Consider the following 21683-nt stretch of genomic DNA (forward strand, 5'->3'; position numbering starts at 1 on the left):
CTTCAACCATCCTTTCTAAAGCGGTATCCGAGCCCCCATACCGTCTCAATCCAAAGCGGACTAGAAGGATCAACCTCAATTTTCTCTCTTAACTTACGCACATGAACATCTACCGTCTTAGGATCTCCAATATAATCTTCTCCCCAGACAAGATTCATTAATTCATTCCTAGAGAGTGCTGTATCCGGATGCTCCAGAAAGGTCTTCATCATCTGAAATTCCTTCGGAGTTAATTCAATGCTGTCATCCTGCTTAAACATCTTGTTTGCATTCAGATCCAGCCGAATCGGTCCAGCTTGAAGTATCGTTTTTTGCGGCTTGAGAGCTGATTCTGTACGGCGCAAAATCGCTTTAATACGTGCTACCAATTCTAATGGATTAAAAGGTTTAACAATGTAATCGTCAGCACCCATTTCAAGGCCATTGATTTTGTCCATATCCTGTCCACGAGCGGTTAAGAAAATGATGATGACCCCAGCGTCTTTCTCTCTTAGCTTTCGGCATATTTCGAACCCATTAGAATCAGGCAACATGATATCCAGAACCAGAACATCTGGACGGCTCACCTCAAAGCTCTGCAAGGCTTCTTCTCCACAAGCAGCTTCACTAACCACAAACCCGTTATTCGTTAAATTTATAGATATAAAACGTCTAATATTATCGTCATCTTCCACAATAAGCACATGATTGCGATCAATAGTATCCACGATTTCCACCCCTATTACCCAGAGTCTAAACAAGTAAAAAACAAAAAAACTCTCCCGGTAAAGAGAGAGTCTTGTCTCAGATCCCTATAATTAAATCACAAGTGGATATTACTCTAAATCGCTATAGTTGTCAAAATCTAATCCAGATACACAGCCTTGCCGGTCTGCGCCGATTCATAAATAGCTTCCAATATTTGCGAAACAATAAAAGCCTGTTCAGGAGTTACAACCGGGTCCTTATCCTGTTCAATCGCTTCAATCCACTTTCTTAATTCTATATCCGGAGCACTTTCAGCTTTTCCTTCATAATAGGCAACGCCGCCTGCCCCAAGCTCAATTTTATTAGTGTACAGCTTGCTGAATTTCTCACCGTTAATTCTAAGTCCGTCCTTCATATCTGCGCCTGCTTCCGTCCCACTTAAGCTGCATTTCGCTTCATGTACGTCTAGTAAATTCAGAGCCCAGCTCGCTTCCAGCATGATTGTTGCGCCATTCTCCATTACGACCATTCCAAAGGCTGAGTCCTCCACGGTGAACTTTTTAGGGTCCCACGGTCCCCATGCGTTGGCAGCTTCTTCTTTTTGTGAAAGTTCATGATATTTAGTGCCCAGCACGACTTTAGGTTTATAGTTATCCATCATCCAAAGGGTTAGGTCCAGCGCATGAGTTCCGATATCGATAAGCGGACCGCCGCCTTGTTTCTCTTCATCAAGAAATACTCCCCAGGTCGGTACGGCTCTCCGTCTGATGGCATGCGCTTTTGCAAAATAGATATGACCAAGCTCTCCGGACTCACAGGCTTTTTTCAAATATAAGCTGTCTTCTCTATATCGGTTGTCATATCCAATGGTCAGCTTCTTGCCTGTACGTTTCGCTGCTTCAACCATTCGTTTGGCATCTGCCGCTGTCTTAGCCATTGGTTTTTCGCACATCACATGTTTTCCGGCTTCTAGTGCAGCGATTGATATTTCCGCATGGACATCATTAGGCGTAAGCACATGAATAATATCAATGGATTGATCTTTTAATAGTTCAGTGTAATCCGTATAGACAGTAGCTTTATTATTTCCGTATTTCTCCGCTGCTTCTTCAGCACGTTCTTTAATAATGTCACAAAAAGCCACGATCTCAACCTTACTTTGTCTGCTCAAGCTTGGAAGATGTTTGCCATTCGCAATACCACCACATCCAATAATCCCTACACGAAAAACCTTACTCATATCCTTCACCCTCACCTCTAATGGATTTGTTTGCTGTTTCGATAAGTTGCCGGTGTCATGCCTAACCGCTTGCGGAAGACAATATGCAAATAGGTAGCATTGGTAAACCCTTCCGACTGTGCGATTTGTTCTATCGGATAATTGCTTTCTTCAAGCTTGCGGCAGACCGCTTGCAATCGGATGTCCTCAAGCGCCCTACTGAATGATTGTTCTGCATTTACTTGCTTAAACACCCGCTGCAGCTGCCTTGAACTAATATTTAGCTTTTCCGCAACATTTTCTAAGGTAACCGTTCCTGAATAATTCGCTTCCATATATTGCATTGCGTATTGATACCGGTAAGTCAGCATATCTCTAACCGGCGCCTCCGTGCGGATCCCGCCTGAATCATACGCTCTAACGGCCTTTAATAAAATACTAATCACGAGATGCTTAATTGAAGTATAATATCCGGTCAACTTCCCATCGCATGCTTCGTACGCTTCTCGAAAACACTTCATAGCCCCGTGATAATCTTGTGCTGGGACCAAGGGTAAACACTTCAGCTTCTCCACACAGGTCTCAGCTTCCGCAACCTCCCAAAGATCCGCATCATCCCGGATCCTCTTCTTGATGTCAACATGCAGGCATAGCTCTTCCATGGATTCATCTACGGCTGCCTCTTGACGATGCATGACACCTGGTCCGGTTAGATAGAACATTCCCTCTGACAGAGGATACTTTTGATCCCCAAGAATGACTTCTCCCTTCCCGCGCGGAATGAAATGAAACTCAAATTCAGAATGATTATGGAACTCGACTACTCTGCCCGGTGGAAAAGATGTCAAATGAAATCTAAACACTGTAATCTCGTAATGTCCCCATAGAATCGTGATATCCAATCTTTCAAGCATGTCCTGCTTCTCAAACATCATCTCATAGGGAAAGCTGCTCAACGTTAAGTCCTCCCAATCGGAATTACACAGCCTTCTTTAGCCGAGCGGTTCGCCGCCTCCATTAATCTGGTAAGCTCAACTGCCATTTCAACATTTTGAGTGGCGAGTGTATTATTTTGAATATGATCAACCCATTGATGGAAGGCGCTTTCACGATTGCTTTGCAGGGCTACTTCTTTCCAGCCTTCTTCTTTATCTGTGGATTTGTTCGTTCTAAGAAGAAGCTTATTCTCTGGTGTTCCGTAAAGCAGCGTTCCTTCAGTTCCATGCACCTCGATAGTAAACGGCGAATGACTATTCACGAAACCAGCCTCCACCACACCAATTGCTCCTGAATCCGTAAATAATGTCACTACAGCATTATCTTCCACTTCTTTACCGGTTACATACCCAAAATTAGCACTAACCCCAGTCACATCTTGATCTAAGAAAAGCTTTGCCAAATACATGGGATGACAGCCCAGATCAATCAAAGCTCCGCCTCCACATTGCTCCAAGCTAAAGAAATGATCAGGAAGCCAGCTTTCCGTTGCTCCGTTATGGGATAAGCGAACTCTAACGTAAGTAATCTTGCCGAGCAGCTCCTGACTTAGAATCTCTTGAATAGTTAATGTATAGCCGTCATTTAAACGAGGCAAGGAGACCGTTAGCTTCACTTTGTTCTCGTTAACTTCTGCGATAATTGCGTTAACTTCTTTTAACGTTGGGGCAATAACTTTTTCTGTAAAAATATGTTTGCCCGCCTTGGCCGCAGCCACGATTACGTCTCTATGCATATTCGTTGGTGCATCCACGATAACGGCATCTATATCCTCTTGCGCAAGCAGATCATCCAGTGATTCAAAAAAAGGAATATTCAAGCTTTCCGCAGCTTTGTTCCCACGCTCTACGTTTTCGTCCCAAACTGCAGCTAATACGGTATCTTCATGCTCCTGAGCTTGCTTGGTATAATCCCATGCATGCACATGCCAATAGCTGAGCTTACCAATTCTAATGGTCATTTACTTGTGCCTCCCGTATATATGTTATTCTGACATCTGCTATAAAAATAACACATAATAAACAGCTTTTTTAGTAGGAAAATGCGACAAAACATATATAATATTACGACACATAAAATCCGGAGTGAAATACGATCCCTAAAAAAAGAAACCCTTGCTATAAAAGCTAAAGGTTTCTTTATACTTGGCTTAATGGGTTAGTGGCTTATTATATCCTTTGTCATCAAAGGGCTGCAGTTTCTCGAACCACTTCTTTTTCAATAGTTTAAGCTCCCAGCGCACGTCGGTTACGTCTTCTGACTCCTTCTGCTCTAACACCTCATAGCTGAAGGCTTCTGCTCCAAGTTCCTTCCAGTCCTTTTGCAGCTCTGCATTCGCAAATCTGCCCATATCTAATTGCATCTGTATAGTCATCCATTTATTCTTCAGGTTGGGATAGCTGTCAACGAATATTTTCCCGCTTCTTTTGTTTGTAATTTGAATAGCACCCATGTACGTCTTGAGCTGCTTATATTGCTCCTGAAGTTCTTTACGTTTACTTTTGTCCATTATAATTTATGATTCTCCTTTCACAGGCCATTCTGCTAAATTTCAGTACCCCATTTCTTTCAATAAACGGGACAATACCGAAAGTCGTTCTCCGACCATTTCACCATCATCACTAAGCGCCTGAGCGAACAGCTTAATATCATTATCAATCATGGGATTATCTGCACATACAGATACACTCATTGCATCTCCCTGCAGTCCAATACGATCAATCATAGGGCTCTCGGGATCATACATTTTTGGAAAACGATAGGCCTCTTGAAAATACAAACTACTTCTGCAAATCAAAATTGCCAGGTCAAGCACTCTGTGCATTGGCAGCTCTTCGGACTGTCTCGACCATTTGTCCCCTGTATGTCTCCATACCTTTGCTGAGATGTCGACCTTTCCTCTATCGTTCCATTGTGCTAATCCTAGGGACAGACCTTTTGCATCTGTGTCCCCGGCGTAGCGGCCATCAACCTGCTCGTAATTTTCTGACACGACTACAGGTTTATGTTTTAGAGTTGTTGGAATTTTCATGTTAGTCACTCTCCATTTTATGATTTACTAATTTACTCATTTACTAAATTACTAATTTACTAAATATAAGATTCATATTACCCGGCAAAAGATCATCTGTCAAACGACATTACACCCGTTTTATCCAACAAAACAAAAAATCCCTCTGCGCGTAGCAAAGGGACTGTTATTTTCATGTAATATATATCTCTAGCTTAAATGATCATTCACATTACAAAACCAAACCATATGGACAGAATCAGGTCCCCAATAGTCTTCTACTACTTTATAAGGCTGCCCAAATTTACGTTGCCACCTGACCTGTGCACGTTTATAACCGCTGTCCAGACAAAACTGCTCTACCCCTTGCTTTTTTAGAAATATCATCATTTCCTTAATTAAGGCTGAACCCACACCTTGGCCCTGATAACTTGGCATAATGTATAAACTGCCCAATTCCCATATTTCATCTAACTGATGATCCGTGCAGGTTTGAATATCTTCGCCACAAGGTCCAAAGGAAATCGTACCGACAACCTGCTCTTCTATTTTTGCAAGAAGGAAGTAAGGCTCCCCAGTCGTAGTATCCAGTGAAGCCATCACCATTTGCTTTTTATGATCTATTTCACTTTGGATATCGTCTTGTAAATGATCAAGCCCTTCTTTTTCAAAGGCATCTTGGATTGAAGTTTCAAAAACAGAGCATGTGGATTCAAAATCAGCTGGAGAAAGTGTGCTTATGGTCATTGGATTACTCTTATTCATTGATTCGGACACCTCTTCTATTCCCGGCCGGAATTCTTAAAAATCCTGCAATAATATACTATCAGCATTCAGACTGAAAGGTTTATATTCATAGAACTACTTTACTGGAGGTCATCATGAATATATTGTCCTTTCTGATCTATTGCGTTGTCGCTACATTTACACCCGGTCCTACCAATATTGTTATTCTTTCTTCCGTGCAACATTCCGGGGCTAAAAAATCAATGGGGTATGTATACGGATCTACGCTGGCTTTTGGCTTATTACTCATCCTTTCTACTCTGCTGAACCGTGTTCTAGTAGAAATCATCCCAAATATCCTGATCATTATGCAAGTCATTGGGAGTTTATATATGCTCTACCTTGCTTATAAAATCTTTAAAATGGGTTCAATGGAAGACCAGCCTGACCCCAATGCCAATTTCCGCTCAGGCGTGCTTATGCAGCTTGTGAATCCTAAAGTGCTAGTATTTACACTAACGGTCATTCCCAACTACGTAATGCCATTCTATACCTCTTCGCTTGCCTTGTTTATGTTTGTTATAATTATAACTGTGATCGGATTTTTTGCATTTACGACATGGGTTGTATTTGGGACAATCTTCAGAACATTTATGAAAAATCATCAAAAAGTTCTAAATACCGTGATGGCACTGTTTTTAGTATACTCGGCCATTATGATATCGGGAATCCTATAAAGTCGCGGAGGTTAAGAACGTGGAGAAATTTAACTATAAAAAGTCAGCAGAGATCCTGTCCTTATCCGCCAGCCTTACTGATTTCACCTATAAAAAACATTGCCATGAGGAATATGCACTCGGTGTGACCCTTCGTGGCATTCAGCAATATAATCTTGACGGTAGTTTGCAATCCTCTCATAAAAATGGCGTAATGTTGTTTAATCCAGAACAAACGCATGATGGCAATGCGTATGATAAAGGTGGCATTGATTATGTCATGCTTTATATTAAGCCAACCCTAATGTTAGAGATATTAAGAAAAAAAGAACTCCGCTTCGCCACTCCTATCTTATACGATGACAAATTGGCGCAGTGCATATTAGCCCTAAACCATGCCATTCAGAATGGCAAAGAGGAGTCTTTGTGCAGTGAACTGCTATTCACTCTGGTTCATTTAGTCTCTAATACTGAAATAGTTACCGATCGTAGAACGAATAATAAATTTCTCAAAAAAGCAAAGGAAATGATGTACTGCAGTTTAGACCATGTGCTGAAGCTGGACGATCTCTGCACAGAGTTTGGTCTATCCAAATATCAGTTTATTCGCGAGTTTAAGACACATACAGGAATATCACCCTATCAATTTTTCTTAAATTGCAAGGTAGAGCGTGCCAAGCAGTCCATAGAGAGAACCAAGGATATCTATGCAGCTGTTGTAGATTGCGGATTTGTGGATCTAACTCATCTGAACAGGCATTTTAAAAGCGTGTTCGGAATAACCGCACATGAATACCGGTCACAGCTGTAAGATCTGCCCTCCTACCATTGTCCAGAGCACTTTGAATTCATCATCCAAGAGAACCAGGTCAGCATCCAAGCCAGAGGTGATCGTCCCCTTTTGTTGAAGTTCAAGAATATTGGCCGGTGTAGTTGAAGCCATTTGCACGGCATCTGTGAGCGAAATTCCAGTTTCGACAGTATAACGTAAGGCTTCATTCATGGTAACTGTACTGGAGGCCAGCGTGCCATCTTCCAATCGCGCTATGCCACCAGATACCGTAACCTGATGTCCTCCAAATATATAATTTCCATCCCCTAACCCCATTGCCTGTAAGGCATCTGTGATCAAGACCATTCCTTCCGGTCCTTTCATGGTATGCATCAAGCGGATAATTGCAGGATGCAGATGGACATTATCCACAATAGCTTGCAGGCTCACATGCTTCTCTTCGAAAGCGGCAACCACAATCCCCGGATCTCGATGATGGATCGGCCGCATGCCATTAAAACAATGCGTAACATGACTTGCCCCAGCGGCAAAAGCTTGTTTGGCTTCCTCATATGTGGCATCCGAATGAGCAATCGCTATCACTACTCCCTGTTCTTTCAAAAAGGAAAGAAGCTCCATGCCTCCCGGCAGCTCAGGAGCAATCGTAACCATTTTTATGAGTGATCCAGCTTCTTGGAAAATGAGCTTCATTTCCTCTAAGTTAGGATGCCGCAGATACTTTTCATTTTGCATTCCTTTTCTCTTGGGGTTTAGATAAGGTCCCTCTAAGTGAATGCCTGCGATCTTTGCTCCCACTTCATACCCAATTACACGTTTGACACTACGAATCATCTCTAAAAGATCCTCCATCGTAGAACTCACAGAGGTAGCCAGAAATGAGGTGCAACCAGAAGCTGCACAAGCCTTCGATACTTCTTGAATACTCTCTTCAGTACCGTCCATCATATCAAACCCGTTAGCGCCATGAATATGCACATCTATCATTCCGGGCACTAACAAATGCCCTCCGCCATCAATCCGTTCATACTCACCCTCTGGGATAGAAATATCTCCTGAGTCTATCCTCATCACTTTTCCTTCAGAAATCCATACATTGGCCGCTGAAACTATACTATTCTGAAGCACTACTTGTACATTTTGCAAAATATAAGTCATAAACATTCTCCTCCAGTCGTTATCACTCTTGATTTCGAACCTCTTCAGCTTCATCTAGGCACTCAATAACTGTGATGTTCTTCTGATCTAGAACTTCTCTGATCTCGATTGGAAGCTCTCGATTTGTAACTAAAATATCAACGAAATCAAAGTCTAGCCGATAAAAGGATTTAGCATTAAATTTGGTGTGATCCGCTACTAAAATCACTTGATCAGATCTTCGAGCCATTTCTCTTTTTACCCGCGCATCTTCTTCATAAGGATAATAGAGTCCATCAGCACAGATCGCCGATGCTCCAATAAAGGCTTTATCCGCACGAATTTCACTAAGTCTATCGATAATGGAAGAACCATATAACAAGCGGTTTTTCACATTCAAGTAACCACCAAGTACATAAATTAGCAGATCCTCGCGATGGGATAAAATCCCTACATTATCTATCGAGTGCGTGACAACCGTAATATCCTGCGCACTAATTTGTTCTGCAACAAACTGTACAGTGGTCGATACGTCTAAAATTACAGTCTCACGATCTTGGATAAGCCCGGCCGCGATCTTCCCTATTCTCTGCTTACTCTCGGATTCATCGATCAAACGATCTTGATAAGATAATAATTCTTTTTGCAATTCAGGTAACGCTAGACCGCCATGCGTCCGAACAACGACGCCCTCTTGTACTAACCTAACAATATCCCGTCGGGCAGTATCTCTTGAGACTTCAAATTGCGTACAGATATCTTGAACACTCATCGATTGGTGTTGTTTCAAATATTCGAGTATTTTTAATAATCGTTCCTCTTGATACATAATGAAATTCACCTCCTAAAGTCATCATAAGTCATTTTATAAGTATTTACAAGCGTTTATAAGTTAATAATTAAGTATATATAAGTATTAATACGTAAAAAAAGACGAAAGCCAGATGAATGTGCATCCGCTAACGCCTTTAAAATGTCTATTCTTTAGGATTCACTTCACAATGTCACTTCACATCGCGGTTCCAGCTCTTCTGTATCTTTCGAATATAAACAATTTGGCCCACATGATAAGCATTATGGGTTGTTACATTTCCGAGGACTTCCCACCATTTACTGTCTGGAAATCCTTGAACATCAGCTTCCAATTGTTCTTTCTTAATCAATTCCTGCCAGTGTAAAAGAACCTCTAAAAGTTGTTTTTGCAGCGCTTGGAACGTTTTCCCTTCTGCAACGACAAAGGTATTATTATTACTATCCACTGGAGGAACCGCCTGAACACTGGCTTCTTTATACCTTGTTTGCCAAGTTTCATTCCAGTAAAGCAGATGCTGCACAATCTCAGCAATACTATTGCTTTCTTCCGTTACCTTCCAAAAAGCTTCTTCTTCACTTAAGTCTTTAACCGCCACTTCAAGGGGCACATACCAACTCGGATCATTCGCATTGGCCAGCAACTGATTGGCTAGAACATCATAAGCATGAAACATTCTTCCTTCCCCCATTTTCCAGATAAATTATATGCAAATCAAGTACCGCAGAATGTACGATATGGACATGCGGATTCCTCAGGAAGTGCCGAGTATTCCTCTTGTTCAGAGGAGTAGGCGTATGGGTTAGTCAAAGCTTGAAGTAACCTCTCCATCACATCGTAATCTTTCCGCTCTACCGCTGCCTCAAGCGCTTCTTCTACACGATGGTTCCGTGGAATAATCGCAGGATTGCTGCTGTGCATCAGCTTCAGCGAAGAGGATTGTGATTCCTGCTGCCTGCTAAGTCGCGCCTGCCACAGCTCATTCCATTCCTTAAATTCAGGGGTGCCAAACAGAGCAGCATCTTCCATTACGCCTAGAGTTAAGGACCGAAATGTATTAGTGTAGTCAGCCCGATATTTTTGCATCAGTTCAAGGAGGGTATCAATCAGAGCAACATCCTCTAACTCTTCGTTAAAGATTCCCAGCTTCGCTCTCATTCCCGTTAGCCAATATTGATAGGACCGCTCCGAAAAATCTGAAATTGCCTCCTCAGCCAGCTTAATCGCCTGTGCCTGATCGTCAGCCAGCAATGGCAAGAGAGTCTCGGCAAATCTGGCGAGATTCCATGCGCCAATCCCGGGCTGATTGTGGTAAGCATAACGACCCTGCTGGTCTATGGAACTAAATACTGTCTCAGGATTATACACATCCATGAAGGCACATGGACCATAATCAATCGTTTCTCCGCTAAGGGCCATATTATCAGTATTCATCACTCCGTGAATAAAACCTACAAGCTGCCATTTGGCAATTAGCGCTGCTTGACGTTCCATTACTTCCCGAAGCAGAACAAGATATGGATTATCTTCCACAGGAGCTTCTGGATAATGTCTTTGCAACGTGTAATCAGCCAGAATACGCAGATCCTCCACAGTCCCCCATGCAGCAACATATTGGAAGGTTCCAACACGCAAATGACTGGCAGCAATCCGGGTCAGAACCGCCCCCGGCTGTTCCGTTTCCCGAATTAGCGGCTCCCCTGTAGCTACCACCGCCAAGCTGCGAGTCGTAGGAATCCCAAGTCCATGCATAGCTTCACTGATGATATATTCGCGTAACATCGGTCCAAGCGCTGCCCGGCCATCGCCACCACGAGAGTATGGGGTTCTTCCCGCACCCTTCAATTGAATATCTACACGATCACCTTGAGGGGTGATCTGTTCGCCCAGCAGCACTGCTCGACCGTCTCCCAACATGGTAAAATGTCCGAATTGATGTCCAGCATAAGCTTGTGCAAGCGACAGGGTACCTTCAGGAACTTCGTTGCCGGCAAGAATCCCAAGACCCTCCTTACTCTGTAGTGCTGTGCTATTCAGCCCAAGAGTAGTAGCCAATGGTTCATTAAAAATAATCAGTTCCGGTTTACGCACAGGCGTTGGCTTAATCCTTGTAAACATTGATTCCGGCAGATGAGTATAACTGTTCGCAAAATTCCAGCCTATATCTATTTTCTCTGTCATATTATCTCCTTTTCATACCCTCAGTCTCTATGCCTTTATTAACTCAGAATAAGTTATGTTAAAATTTAATGCAAATCTTCTCGCAGACCTATGTTTTTGCCGAAGTGTTACAAAGACCGCCCGGCTTCCTGCCATTTTATGCAGGGAACCGGGCGGTCTTAATTATGATGTTCTATCTTGTTTTCAACTTATTTGGAAGCTAATTCGCTCCGCCTTTGGAGAGCATAATATTGAGAATGGTCTTGTCAGTATCCGCCAGCCCTTCCTGAACCAAACGCTCCATGTTGCGGATGGTATCTTCCACCTCTTCGAAAATTACACCATCCTTGGTTGTAGGAGCAATGTTGTTCATAGCCAGAGTGGCTGCCTGGATCGCCGTATTGGTGGAGGTGGAAATCTTCAGCGCACAGGTAGAATTCGCACCGTCACAGATCATGCCTGACAAAGAAGCTATCGTATTCTGTATCCCATGCTTGATCTGCTCAAGACTGCCGCCCATGAGATAAATGATCCCGCTATTTGCTCCTACTCCCCCTGCAATCCCTGAACCACATAATGGGGACAAACGCCCGATATAATGTTTGATGTGCACAGTGACCAGATTGCTCAGTGCAAGCGCCCGAGCTAGCATTTCTTCATCCTTGTCCAGCAATTCCGCCAGAGCTATAACGGGAAGCGTACAGGCGATGCCTTGATTGCCACTGCCCGCAGTTGTCATCACAGGCATTGCACTGCCATCCATTCGAGCATCTGAAGCCGCTGCGGTAGCCGCGATAATTCTGTTCGCTACATCATTGCCGAACAGATTCACCGCAGATTGCTGATTCATTTTCTTACCTACTTGCAAGCCATAATCGCCTCGCAATCCCTCATCAGAGATCGCTTTGTTCATCCGCGCCCCTTCCAAGAGAAAGCTAAGGTCTGAAAAAGGAGCGGTACAGATAAACTCGAATATCTGGTCAACTGAGCCCGCATACTCTTCCGTGTCGGAAAGACCAGGCTTGCCACAGTCGGCTTTTGAATTCCGGGGTGTTATTTTCTCCCCGTCCAGAGCCAAATATTCTATATGGGTATGCTCTCTGGCAATAATGGCAGTCGCCGTATGGTTCTGCGTAAACAATTGGGCTTCAATATATAATTTCTCAGGAGTGTCCTTTATCTCCACTTTTAGCAGCTTTCTATCCAGCAGGTCATTTGCCATCTTCAACTCAGCCTGCGTCAGACCTGACAGAATTTCCAGCTCCTTGTGAGAACGGCCGACCACCGCTCCAAGGGCTGCTGCGATGGGCAGGCCTGTCTGGCCTGTCCCGGGAATGCCCACTCCCATTGCATTTTTGATAATATTACCGCTGAGATGCAGCTGAATCCCCGTAATTTCTTCCTCGAGAAGCTCTGCCGCCAAGGAGACGGCATACGCAACTGCAATCGGCTCCGTACAGCCTTCTGCCGGCACGACTTCCTTGTGTAAAATTTCCAATAAGTTGCTCATGTATGCATTTCCCCCTTTTCTCACGCTGTTGGACTTATTTATATATAGTAACTCAGAGAGAAGTTTCAGGGAATCCTTTTTCTTAGGAAACACTCCTTCATCCCCCTAATATAGTGTAGGAAAGAAAGGCGGGATGTACGTGAGTAAGAGGGATGAGCAAGAGCAAAGGGCGATCTTTCTAGCTGCAGTCTGCGGGCAGACCTATACACAATTTTCAAATATAGATGGAGTTTTCGTCATTCCATTAGATTATCAGCTATGTCATCCCATTGAAGCACAATCCTTCAATAATGTATGGGAACGTTTCGGCTTTATTTTGGAGTCTCCACAAGAGATTATTATCGCTTTTCGGGGAACCAGTACGACGACCAATTGGATATCCAACGTCCTCGCTTCACAGGAACGGTTCAAATATCTTAAAGAAGACTCTCTCACCCATCGTGGCTTCACCAACATTTATTCTTCAGCTCGGGACGGCATCTTCTCTGCGCTCTCCAAGCTATCTCCTGACAAGACCTTATACATTACGGGCCACAGCCTCGGTGGAGCGCTCGCCACCTTATGTACCTTAGATATTGCGGCAAATACCTCTTACACCTCACCTAACCTATATACTTATGGTTCCCCACGGGTAGGTGATCCGGACTTCGTTAATATTTTCAAACAATATGTGCGGAAGAGTTACCGGTATGCCAATCTTTTTGATGTTGTAACCTACGCACCTCCACATGTCTATAAGCTCCCCAAACGGGAAAAAAAGTATTATTACAATCATGTCCATACTTTTAACTCACTGTCTTTCCAGAATGGATCTACAAGTGGTAATCACGTAATCAGCAGCTATTTCGCCGAGCTCTCCAAGCTCCAACCGGAATTCGCTCAAGAATTATGTATAACGAACCCTGGATTCTGTCCACTCGTGGCTACGAAAGCAGAAGTATAATGTGAACACAAAAAGAAGGTGCCCAACAAGCCATATGCTGGCCGCCGGAACACCTCTTTTCTTCGTATGATTCGAAACCATCAGCAGTCACAAAGTCACTAACGGACCCCATCGACTCTAACAGCAGTATATTTCCACTTTAAGAATTCCATCGGACCCCATGGCCACTATTGGCATAAAAACCCGTAATATAAGTCACATTCTAACGAATAGCTGCACTGGAGTCCGAAACGCTGCTCAAAAGGCGATTATTTAGCAATTAACATCATCTGGGTCCGATACCGGTACGAATGAAACTAGATCAGAATATAAAATAAACTAATACCACACCTAGGACTAACAGAATAAGTGAAACTATGTGCTGTTTCGTATGTTTTAGAAATTTCCAGTCGATAAACGACTGAAATCCTATTGCTACTATTATAACTACAATCCAAAACCACTTCATAACCGTACCCTCTGGGCCATCGGCAATTATTATCACAATCCCCGTAATTAATCCCACAAGTGCAAGTATAAGCTTCCCTTTTATATTAAGCTCATAACCGTCTTCAGGAAGTTTTTCTTTATCCGGGCCAACAATCCATATCCTTAGAAATAGGTTAGAAAAAGCAAGGATTATAAGTATAAGTCCAATTTTCACTTTCGTTCACCTCCACTCTTATATAGAATTCATTCGTATTTATTTCTGATCATTAGTTCTTTGATTTCTTTTAACTCATTTAATATTTCTTTTGATAGTTGCGTACTTCTAGAGTTATCGATGCCTACTTTAATCACGAATATTCCAAGCAACAAATAGATGATTAGCATTACGATGATCCCCAATTTACGTTCACTCCTCTTATTTTTGTATATTTCATTAAAGATATAGTTAGCATTAGATTAATATTATTCCCATGATACCATAATAAGGATATCTAATTAACACTCAGGAGCTTGCCGTTGGCTTGACAAATGATCAGTATATTCGATAAAATATACTATATCTCGATAATCAAGATAATTGGTATGCGAGAGTTTTTTCAATGCGGGAACACGATTAATCTTAACTGAAAAGAGGGAACACAATGGCAGTACTTATTCTATACGCTACAAAATCTGGAGCAACAGAACAATGTGCAAAAGTATTATCAGAAGAGCTACCTCAGAGCAAAATTTGCAATATAGAATTAGAGAAGCCGAATATCGAGGCATTTGATAGCATTATTTTAGGAGCAGGAGTAAGAGATGAAAAAATATATAAAGCCATTCGTGACTTTATCAAAAAAAATAAAGATGAGTTACTGACTAAGAAGATGGGCTACTACATTTGCAACGAGAAACCTAAGAAAACCGAAGAATTAATAGAGAAAAATTTCCCTGATGATCTGAAAGAAGCTGCGATTTGTATTGAATCTTTTGGAGGTTATAAGGCCTATAAGGCTCCAAAGGAAGGTACTGATCAGCTAAAAGGGATTTTGGTAGATAAAATAAGAGAATTCTCACAAAATTTCAAATAAAAAATCCTGTTACCAAGACGAAAATCTTGATAACAGGATTCTTTTTTTATATACGTTTATTGCGCCTTGAGGGTCACTTCAAACTTCGCACCGACATCACCTACAAATACAATTTTGCCGTTGCTAGGAAGTTTGACTTGTTTAAGACCGCTTATGGTGAAGTAATTCACACATACACCATTCTCATCATAGACGGCAAAAGAACTCTTGGTTGGCAGCTCTACTGTCATTATCTTACCTGTTGCCGTTTCAGGAACTCCATACCATCTAGCATATCCATCTGATTGGATAGTTACCATAGATTGCGGGCCTGCATAAATAGGTTTAACCGCATCTTGATGTATAAACAATTGATTGCCAATCTTTAAATACTCCACACCATTTTTCTCTTCAAAAATAAGATCCGCAAGATCGCGTCCAGCGATGGTTGGGATTTGCACGGTCATTTCTGCTTTATTAGGCCCAGTTATTTTATTCGAGCCCATATAACCAGGTGCGTCAGGGAACATAGCGATTCCAGCTACCGGCATACTCATGTAATATTGGGAGCTGTACTTCTCGCTGACATCAAAATACAATTTCCCTTGGCGCTGCTGCCATGCAGTAGTGACCTCTTGAGATAGAGCATTAGGTTCAAGCTTCTCAGCTGCATATTGGGTAACGGCAGTTTCACCAAGTCCTGGAATCACCCCATACCCTTGACTCCAAAGATAGATACGGCCATTGCTCTCCTTCACAAAGCTAACTTTACTTGTACCCTCTGCATCTAAGAATTCACCGTTCGAATTATAGGAAAATTTCTGCGCAGGCATTGTAGGAGCTATAATTGAAGATATACTCAATTCCCCAGCTTTACTAACCTCTATCTTCATTAGTTGCGTAGAATCACCATAGACACCCGCATAGTTTAACAATTCTTGCGGCATATCTTCTTTGTTCGAAGTTTTAAATGTTGGTGTAGCTTTCAGTTCCTTAATAACTCCGTTTTCCTGTAAAGCGCTGAGTAAAATTTCGTTGGCAAGCATCTGGTCCGTTGTACTTGATCCGCCAGAAGATATTACTGCTGCTGCCATCCGCTGCTCGGGCAGTACAACTAATGAGGTATGATACAGACCTGTATCTCCACCCTTTGTCAAAGCCTTGATTTCGTACTGGTTAAATGGATATAAGTTCACACTGTCCCAGCCTAATCCATAAGCTAACGAATTATCGGCTCCTTTAGGCCATATTCCACGCTTATATTCCTCTTGTTCCATCGCTTTTACAGACTTTTCTGACAAAATGCCAGTCGATTGGCCTGTAAAAATAGTTGCAAAACGCACCAAATCCTCAGCAGTGGAATAGATACCACCTGTTCCAATCACGTTAATGGTTTCTTTGGGTAAAGCTGCTGAGTAGGTAGCATTATAGACACTAGCCAGCTGAGAAGAAGCTACAGAATCTACAGGCGTTTTCGTATGTTCAAGCCCTAGAGGTTCTGTGAAATTTTGATGAATGAATGTGGTAAAGTCCGTGCCACTGACCTTTTCAACAATCAACTCAGCCAACGTAAAGCCATCATTACAATATACTGAGTAGGCGCCTGGATCGGCCTTCAGACGTTGTGTTGACAAAGTCTCTAGCAAACTATCTTTTGCAATAGGATCGGAATCATTAAATAAGAAAGAATTGGATAAGTTCGAGCCAGCAAGACCTGATGAATGATTCAACAGCATCCGTACAGTGATTTGCTTATAACGAGAATCTTCCATCGTAAAATTATTCAAATAAGATACGACTGAACCGTCCAAATCTACTTTTCCTTGCTCAACAAGCTTCATAATAGAAGCTGTTGTATACATTTTACTCGTTGAGCCAATACCATACATCGTTGTGACGCTTGGTGCTGTCTTACTCTCCACATGGCTAAATCCAGATTGACCGCTCACAACGATATTATCGCCATCAATAAGAGCATATTGGAGACTAGTCGTCCCCAGCTTCTCCGTTAAGAACGCCGCCTTCTCTGCTGCCACCTTCTGAGTGTTCACATACGTTTGCCCTTTGCTGCTATCCGCTGCTAAAACACTAGTAGGGACATACACCAATAGAAGCAATGCAACTAATAAGGATGCCAAATTTTTCTTCATACATAACCTCCCGATATGAAATCGTCATCCTTTAAAGGATAATTTATCCATGGAGTAATGTAAAGGAAGTTTATACTATTGGGATTATATATCTAATCTACTATTTCTACTTTATCTCCGATTCGAATTTCCCCTGTTTTGATTACTGAGGCATAGACTCCGAAATGCAAATCAAACTCTTTATGTAATTTTTTCAAAAGCACTGGGTCCTTCTGGAGACTATCCGGGTCCATCGTAATCACAACACATCTCTCACAAAAACTATCTACCTGTAGCTGTACATCCCCAATGTTGAGCCGGCGTCCAATCCAATCTCCTTCAAAAAGAGAATCATCATTCAGCGCGATAACAAAATTCCCGCGAAAACGACGTTGATCCAAGGAATGCCCCCAGGTTGCCTCCAGTTTTTTTAAGCTGGCATCCGTAATGAGTAGAATACTAGCGCCATCCACGGATAGGAGCTGCGGATGTTCTGGCTGTGGATGTGCAGCTTTTAGACCAGACATAGTGATTGGAGTTTTGATTTGGCTTTGGATTTCTTCCAATAGATTATCATCCCATCCAAAGGTTCGCCCGTCTGATGCCGTTACATGGATTTGTCCATCTATAAATTGCGCTTGATAGGTAAGCATATTCGGTATATTTCTAGCGGTGATATATCTTCGCCAGCCCTCTTTTGACTCATCGTAAAAGGAGCAAAAACGGTCACCAAGCATTCCATACGGTTCAATCATACAGCTTTCTAATTTTTCACCCGCAAATGACTTGACCGGGTAACGATTAATTCCTTGAATTTCACCAACAACTGATAACATAATACAACGCCTCCACTTGTCTTAAAATGCAACGTATCTTCCTATTCTACCTGATTTTATTTAACTGTTGTATGAATATCTAATAACCCAGAAATTTTATATGTTTTATTGAGTTATATGTTTTATACTATGACTGTTAGACATATTGCATTTTGAAATAACACTCACTCCCCCATAAAGAAGAGAGGTAACCTGCTGTGCGGACAAATGATTTTCAAGGTTTTGACTTTGTTTTTACTCAAGCCGTGATGGGTATGGCCCTTATTTCGCTTGATGGAACGTTCCTAAAACTGAATTCAGCATTATGCGACCTCTTGGGGTATGATGAAACCGAATTAACGACACCCTCTCCAACCGTCCGTACCCTACTAGATCAGATTCATAAATTCAATTCATTAGGAAGTTCTCTTCCACCTACGAGCACTGATCCGCAGAGACTCGAAGTAGATTATTTCCATCCCACCGGACGCCGGTTATCTTTAAAGGTCTCCATATCTATCCTTCTGGGTGACAATGGTCAACCCATATATTATTTTACTCAATTCGAGAATAAAACCCTGATCAGGGAAATGGAGACTCAGCTTCAGGTTGTGAATTCCCATCTACTTGAAAAAGAGAGCTCTTTTCTACAGCTGCTGGAGGAACTGCCTCAGCCCGTGCTTATCACTAGGGGAGGGATTGTTCTGTATGCAAATTCGGCAGGTTTACAATTAATCCATGCGGAAAGCCTAGATCAAGTGCTTGGTCTATCGACTATGGATATTGTAGACTACTCTAATTATGAAATTCTCTCAGAACGAAGAAAGAAATTCAACACTGATAGAACAACAGGTTCTGTCTGCTACCTGATTAATTGTTTAAATAACCAGCAGAAATATGTAGATGGGATTACATTGCCGATCATTTATGAGGGAAACGAAGCCTACATTGGCATATTCAAAGATATATCCGAGCAAGTATTGGAAGATGAACGACTGATACAGTCCGAGAAATTATCCACAGCAGGACAGTTAGCAGCTGGAATCGCTCATGAAATACGGAATCCTCTTACAGCCATTAATGGCTTTATGAAGCTACTGCGCTCTTCCGAGCGGATGAATGATAAATATATTTCCATTATTGAGTCAGAATTGAAACGCATCGAGTTCATCGTCAACGAACTGCTTGTCTTATCTAAACCCCAAACCACTCATATTAGTAAACCAGTGGATTTATTGTCTTTGCTGGAACAAGTCACCACACTAATGAATGGACAAGCTGCCCTAAAAAATCTCAAGATCCTCCCTGTCTGTACTGATCAATCCATTTGGATCAATGGTGAGGCTTATCAGATGAAGCAGGTATTTATTAACTTACTTAAAAATGCGATGGAAGCAATGAATCATGGGGGAAACATCTATATTCATGTGCAAACCTATGACAGAGAAGCCCGAATCAGTGTGCAGGATGAAGGCTGTGGGATGACAGAGGAACAGATCAATGCCCTCGGCAAACCATTTTATACGACCAAAGAAACAGGAACAGGCTTAGGTTATATGATCACACAAAATATTATACATAATCATGGCGGAGCGATCTCTATAGAAAGTATTCTGGAGCAAGGAACAACTTTTACTGTGAGTATTCCAACGATCATTACACCTGAGGAACCTATCATGTAGAAGATGAGGTATCGCAACATCATGCAAGAATGCCCCTAATTTTCACATTATAATGGTTATACATAATTGGAAAAGAAGGTGCAGCAATGACTCGTGAAGTTCGAACAGTTGTTTTCGATCGTGACTTAAAATTTGAGGCCTATCGATTCGAAGGTATTATGCAGAAGTTTCCCAACCATTTTCATGACTATTATGTCATAGGTTTTATTGAACAAGGAAAAAGACATCTGCTATGTAACCAAGAAGAGCATATTCTTAACAGCGGAGATGTGGTCATCTTTAATCCGGCGGATCCCCATGCCTGTGAACAGATAGACGGGAGAACGCTTGACTATCGCTGCATCAATATTCAGCCGGAAGTCATGCGTGAGTATGTGCTAGAAATTACCGGCATAGACTACTTACCGCGGTTCACACACAATGTCCTCTACCAAAGTGAACTGTCGAGCCCTTTACACGATCTGCACCAAATGATATTAGAGGATCAATCCGATTTTCAAAAAGAAGAGTTGTTTCTATTTCTCCTTGAGCAGCTTCTGAGAGAATACACGGAGACAGAAACCCTCTGTCCCGCTCAAGAGCCTACTTCTGAAATTAAAATCATTTGCGAATACATAGAGTTACATTATGCGCAGAACATTACGCTGAACCAGCTAAGTGAATTGAGCGGCTTAAGTAAATATTACTTGCTGCGTTTATTTACCAGACAGAAAGGAATATCACCTTACCGTTACTTGGAAACTATTCGCATCAACCACGCCAAAAGGCTTTTAGAACAAGGAATATTGCCAATAGAAGTGGCCTCTCTAACCGGATTCAGTGATCAGAGCCATTTCACAAATTTTTTTAAAAGACTCATAGGCTTAACCCCTAAGCAATATATGCGTATATTTGTTCAACAAACGGGAGTAAAGTCATCAATGGAACTTACGAAATGATAAATCAACGCAAGATTAACACAGGACATCTGCTGGCATTGCTTACGATTTTAATCTGGGGAACCACCTTTATCTCCACAAAAATACTGTTAAAAGACTTTACGCCTGTGGAAATTCTGTTCTTCCGTTTTCTTATTGGGTACTTTGTACTGTTACTGATCTATTCACGTCCAATCCGAACTACATCCTTTAAAGAGGAATTACTCTTTATCTCAGCAGGTCTTTGTGGAGTCACGTTATATTTTCTTATAGAAAATATTGCCCTAGTCTATACCCTTGCATCCAATGTAGGTGTGATTGTCTCCATCGCTCCATTTTTCACGGCGGTTATCGCTCACTTCTTTTTAGAAGAAGAGAAATTTCATAGGCAGTTTTTTATAGGATTTTTGATAGCCTTGGCAGGAATTATATTAATTGGGCTGAACGGGAGTTATCTTCTGCCACTGAACCCCATCGGCGACTTGCTGGCATTGCTGGCACCTGTGGTTTGGGCAATATATTCAGTGTTGATGCGAAAAATAAGCCTACTAAAGGTTCATACTATAGGGGCTACCCGCAGAGTATTTTTCTATGGTCTGCTGTTTATGCTGCCTCCTCTGTTTCTGTTTGATTTCCAGCTGGGTCTGAGTAGATTCAAAGAGATTTCAAATGTAGCTCACCTGCTTTTCTTAGGTCTGGGTGCCTCGGCACTGTGTTTTTTGACTTGGAATAAAGCTGTAGGGATTCTAGGGGCTGTAAAAACAAGTGTATACATCTATATTGTGCCTGTAATTACAGTGGCAGCTTCTGCCCTTGTTCTGAATGAAAAGATCACCTGGGCGATCCTGACGGGAACTTTTTTAACGCTCACCGGTTCATATATTTCCGAACGCAAACCTAAATAACCACACCATCTTTAACATTTAATAAAAAGAAGCCCCAGCAGCGTGATG

22 protein-coding genes are annotated in these 21683 nt (G+C 42.1%); 7 read left to right on the forward strand and 15 right to left on the reverse strand.

What is annotated here, in order from left to right; genetic code table 11:
• Positions 1-2: 2 nt before the first annotated feature.
• The 7 genes from NST40_RS20265 to NST40_RS20295 form a co-directional block, all read right to left on the reverse strand.
• Positions 3-707, reverse strand: a complete 705-nt coding sequence (locus NST40_RS20265) for a response regulator transcription factor (RefSeq protein WP_076278708.1) — start codon at positions 705-707, stop codon at positions 3-5.
• A 137-nt stretch (positions 708-844) separates the two neighbouring features.
• Positions 845-1927, reverse strand: a complete 1083-nt coding sequence (locus NST40_RS20270) for a Gfo/Idh/MocA family oxidoreductase (protein ID WP_342409935.1) — start codon at positions 1925-1927, stop codon at positions 845-847.
• Between the two features lie 17 nt (positions 1928-1944).
• Positions 1945-2862 carry an AraC family transcriptional regulator gene (locus NST40_RS20275; RefSeq protein WP_256720973.1) on the reverse strand — a complete coding sequence of 306 codons (918 nt, stop codon included), beginning with the start codon at positions 2860-2862 and terminating at the stop codon, positions 1945-1947.
• A 2-nt stretch (positions 2863-2864) separates the two neighbouring features.
• Positions 2865-3863, reverse strand: a complete 999-nt coding sequence (locus tag NST40_RS20280; protein WP_076218419.1) for a Gfo/Idh/MocA family oxidoreductase — start codon at positions 3861-3863, stop codon at positions 2865-2867.
• Positions 3864-4052: 189 nt separating this feature from the next.
• The gene (locus NST40_RS20285; protein ID WP_038572157.1) at positions 4053-4412 is read right to left on the reverse strand and encodes a GIY-YIG nuclease family protein; all 360 of its coding nucleotides are present in this window, start codon (positions 4410-4412) and stop codon (positions 4053-4055) included.
• 42 nt (positions 4413-4454) lie between these two features.
• A complete protein-coding gene (locus NST40_RS20290; protein WP_342409936.1) occupies positions 4455-4934 on the reverse strand; it encodes a DUF6530 family protein in 480 nt (159 codons plus the stop codon).
• Positions 4935-5123: 189 nt separating this feature from the next.
• A complete protein-coding gene (locus NST40_RS20295) occupies positions 5124-5678 on the reverse strand; it encodes a GNAT family N-acetyltransferase (RefSeq protein ID WP_076301714.1) in 555 nt (184 codons plus the stop codon).
• 116 nt (positions 5679-5794) lie between these two features.
• Between NST40_RS20295 and NST40_RS20300 the strand changes: the two genes are divergently transcribed.
• Both NST40_RS20300 and NST40_RS20305 read left to right on the forward strand, forming a co-directional pair.
• A complete protein-coding gene (locus NST40_RS20300) occupies positions 5795-6376 on the forward strand; it encodes a LysE family transporter (RefSeq protein WP_038572164.1) in 582 nt (193 codons plus the stop codon).
• Between the two features lie 19 nt (positions 6377-6395).
• Positions 6396-7166, forward strand: coding sequence for an AraC family transcriptional regulator (locus tag NST40_RS20305; RefSeq protein ID WP_076127284.1), 771 nt, complete (start codon positions 6396-6398; stop codon positions 7164-7166).
• Here NST40_RS20305 and nagA read toward each other — a convergent pair.
• The 5 genes from nagA to NST40_RS20330 all read right to left on the reverse strand — a co-directional run bounded on the left by nagA (position 7155) and on the right by NST40_RS20330 (position 12763).
• Entirely contained in the window at positions 7155-8303 is a 1149-nt protein-coding gene (gene nagA / locus NST40_RS20310) for an N-acetylglucosamine-6-phosphate deacetylase (RefSeq protein ID WP_076127285.1), read from the reverse strand. The genes NST40_RS20305 and nagA overlap by 12 nt on opposite strands.
• Positions 8304-8325: 22 nt before the next feature.
• A complete protein-coding gene (locus NST40_RS20315; RefSeq protein ID WP_076301715.1) occupies positions 8326-9111 on the reverse strand; it encodes a DeoR/GlpR family DNA-binding transcription regulator in 786 nt (261 codons plus the stop codon).
• Positions 9112-9286: 175 nt separating this feature from the next.
• On the reverse strand, positions 9287-9769 hold the full coding sequence (locus tag NST40_RS20320; RefSeq protein ID WP_076301716.1) for a DinB family protein: 483 nt from the start codon (positions 9767-9769) through the stop codon (positions 9287-9289).
• 38 nt (positions 9770-9807) lie between these two features.
• Positions 9808-11274, reverse strand: coding sequence for a YdiU family protein (locus NST40_RS20325; RefSeq protein ID WP_076301717.1), 1467 nt, complete (start codon positions 11272-11274; stop codon positions 9808-9810).
• A 199-nt stretch (positions 11275-11473) separates the two neighbouring features.
• Positions 11474-12763: an L-serine ammonia-lyase, iron-sulfur-dependent, subunit alpha gene (locus NST40_RS20330; RefSeq protein ID WP_076218429.1), complete on the reverse strand. Its 1290-nt coding sequence runs from the start codon at positions 12761-12763 to the stop codon at positions 11474-11476.
• 133 nt (positions 12764-12896) lie between these two features.
• Here NST40_RS20330 and NST40_RS20335 point away from each other — a divergent pair, with 133 nt between their 5' ends.
• A complete protein-coding gene (locus NST40_RS20335) occupies positions 12897-13706 on the forward strand; it encodes a lipase family protein (protein WP_076127292.1) in 810 nt (269 codons plus the stop codon).
• A gap of 301 nt (positions 13707-14007) precedes the next feature.
• Here NST40_RS20335 and NST40_RS20340 read toward each other — a convergent pair whose 3' ends face one another.
• Positions 14008-14349: a DUF4181 domain-containing protein gene (locus tag NST40_RS20340; RefSeq protein ID WP_076127294.1), complete on the reverse strand. Its 342-nt coding sequence runs from the start codon at positions 14347-14349 to the stop codon at positions 14008-14010.
• 427 nt (positions 14350-14776) lie between these two features.
• On the opposite strand from NST40_RS20340, the gene NST40_RS20345 reads away from it, so the two are divergent.
• On the forward strand, positions 14777-15208 hold the full coding sequence (locus NST40_RS20345) for a flavodoxin domain-containing protein (RefSeq protein WP_076190655.1): 432 nt from the start codon (positions 14777-14779) through the stop codon (positions 15206-15208).
• 56 nt (positions 15209-15264) lie between these two features.
• Here NST40_RS20345 and NST40_RS20350 read toward each other — a convergent pair whose 3' ends face one another.
• Positions 15265-17337, reverse strand: coding sequence for a serine hydrolase domain-containing protein (locus tag NST40_RS20350; protein ID WP_342409937.1), 2073 nt, complete (start codon positions 17335-17337; stop codon positions 15265-15267).
• Positions 17338-17429: 92 nt separating this feature from the next.
• Entirely contained in the window at positions 17430-18152 is a 723-nt protein-coding gene (locus NST40_RS20355; protein ID WP_342409938.1) for an MOSC domain-containing protein, read from the reverse strand.
• 197 nt (positions 18153-18349) lie between these two features.
• Here NST40_RS20355 and NST40_RS20360 point away from each other — a divergent pair, with 197 nt between their 5' ends.
• The 3 genes from NST40_RS20360 (at position 18350) to NST40_RS20370 (ending at position 21635) form a co-directional block, all read left to right on the forward strand.
• Positions 18350-19813, forward strand: coding sequence for an ATP-binding protein (locus tag NST40_RS20360; protein WP_256720974.1), 1464 nt, complete (start codon positions 18350-18352; stop codon positions 19811-19813).
• A gap of 86 nt (positions 19814-19899) precedes the next feature.
• A complete protein-coding gene (locus NST40_RS20365) occupies positions 19900-20751 on the forward strand; it encodes an AraC family transcriptional regulator (protein ID WP_076218426.1) in 852 nt (283 codons plus the stop codon).
• Complete coding sequence (locus NST40_RS20370; RefSeq protein WP_342410913.1) at positions 20751-21635, forward strand: DMT family transporter; 885 nt, start codon at positions 20751-20753, stop codon at positions 21633-21635. Before NST40_RS20365 ends, NST40_RS20370 begins: the two co-directional genes overlap by 1 nt.
• The last annotated feature ends 48 nt before the right edge of the window (positions 21636-21683 follow it).

The sequence above is a fragment of the Paenibacillus sp. FSL R10-2778 genome (genome assembly GCF_038593035.1).
Taxonomy (GTDB): domain Bacteria; phylum Bacillota; class Bacilli; order Paenibacillales; family Paenibacillaceae; genus Paenibacillus_AQ; species Paenibacillus_AQ odorifer.

Coding starts and splice junctions, on each gene's coding strand:
- NST40_RS20270 (WP_342409935.1), bottom strand. CDS start 1,927: ATGAGTAAGGTTTTTCGTGTAGGGATTATTGGATGTGGTGGTATTGCG.
- NST40_RS20280 (WP_076218419.1), bottom strand. CDS start 3,863: ATGACCATTAGAATTGGTAAGCTCAGCTATTGGCATGTGCATGCATGG.
- NST40_RS20285 (WP_038572157.1), bottom strand. CDS start 4,412: ATGGACAAAAGTAAACGTAAAGAACTTCAGGAGCAATATAAGCAGCTC.
- NST40_RS20290 (WP_342409936.1), bottom strand. CDS start 4,934: ATGAAAATTCCAACAACTCTAAAACATAAACCTGTAGTCGTGTCAGAA.
- NST40_RS20295 (WP_076301714.1), bottom strand. CDS start 5,678: ATGAATAAGAGTAATCCAATGACCATAAGCACACTTTCTCCAGCTGAT.
- NST40_RS20300 (WP_038572164.1), top strand. CDS start 5,795: ATGAATATATTGTCCTTTCTGATCTATTGCGTTGTCGCTACATTTACA.
- nagA (WP_076127285.1), bottom strand. CDS start 8,303: ATGACTTATATTTTGCAAAATGTACAAGTAGTGCTTCAGAATAGTATA.
- NST40_RS20315 (WP_076301715.1), bottom strand. CDS start 9,111: ATGTATCAAGAGGAACGATTATTAAAAATACTCGAATATTTGAAACAA.
- NST40_RS20320 (WP_076301716.1), bottom strand. CDS start 9,769: ATGTTTCATGCTTATGATGTTCTAGCCAATCAGTTGCTGGCCAATGCG.
- NST40_RS20325 (WP_076301717.1), bottom strand. CDS start 11,274: ATGACAGAGAAAATAGATATAGGCTGGAATTTTGCGAACAGTTATACT.
- NST40_RS20330 (WP_076218429.1), bottom strand. CDS start 12,763: ATGAGCAACTTATTGGAAATTTTACACAAGGAAGTCGTGCCGGCAGAA.
- NST40_RS20335 (WP_076127292.1), top strand. CDS start 12,897: ATGTACGTGAGTAAGAGGGATGAGCAAGAGCAAAGGGCGATCTTTCTA.
- NST40_RS20345 (WP_076190655.1), top strand. CDS start 14,777: ATGGCAGTACTTATTCTATACGCTACAAAATCTGGAGCAACAGAACAA.
- NST40_RS20350 (WP_342409937.1), bottom strand. CDS start 17,337: ATGAAGAAAAATTTGGCATCCTTATTAGTTGCATTGCTTCTATTGGTG.
- NST40_RS20355 (WP_342409938.1), bottom strand. CDS start 18,152: ATGTTATCAGTTGTTGGTGAAATTCAAGGAATTAATCGTTACCCGGTC.
- NST40_RS20365 (WP_076218426.1), top strand. CDS start 19,900: ATGACTCGTGAAGTTCGAACAGTTGTTTTCGATCGTGACTTAAAATTT.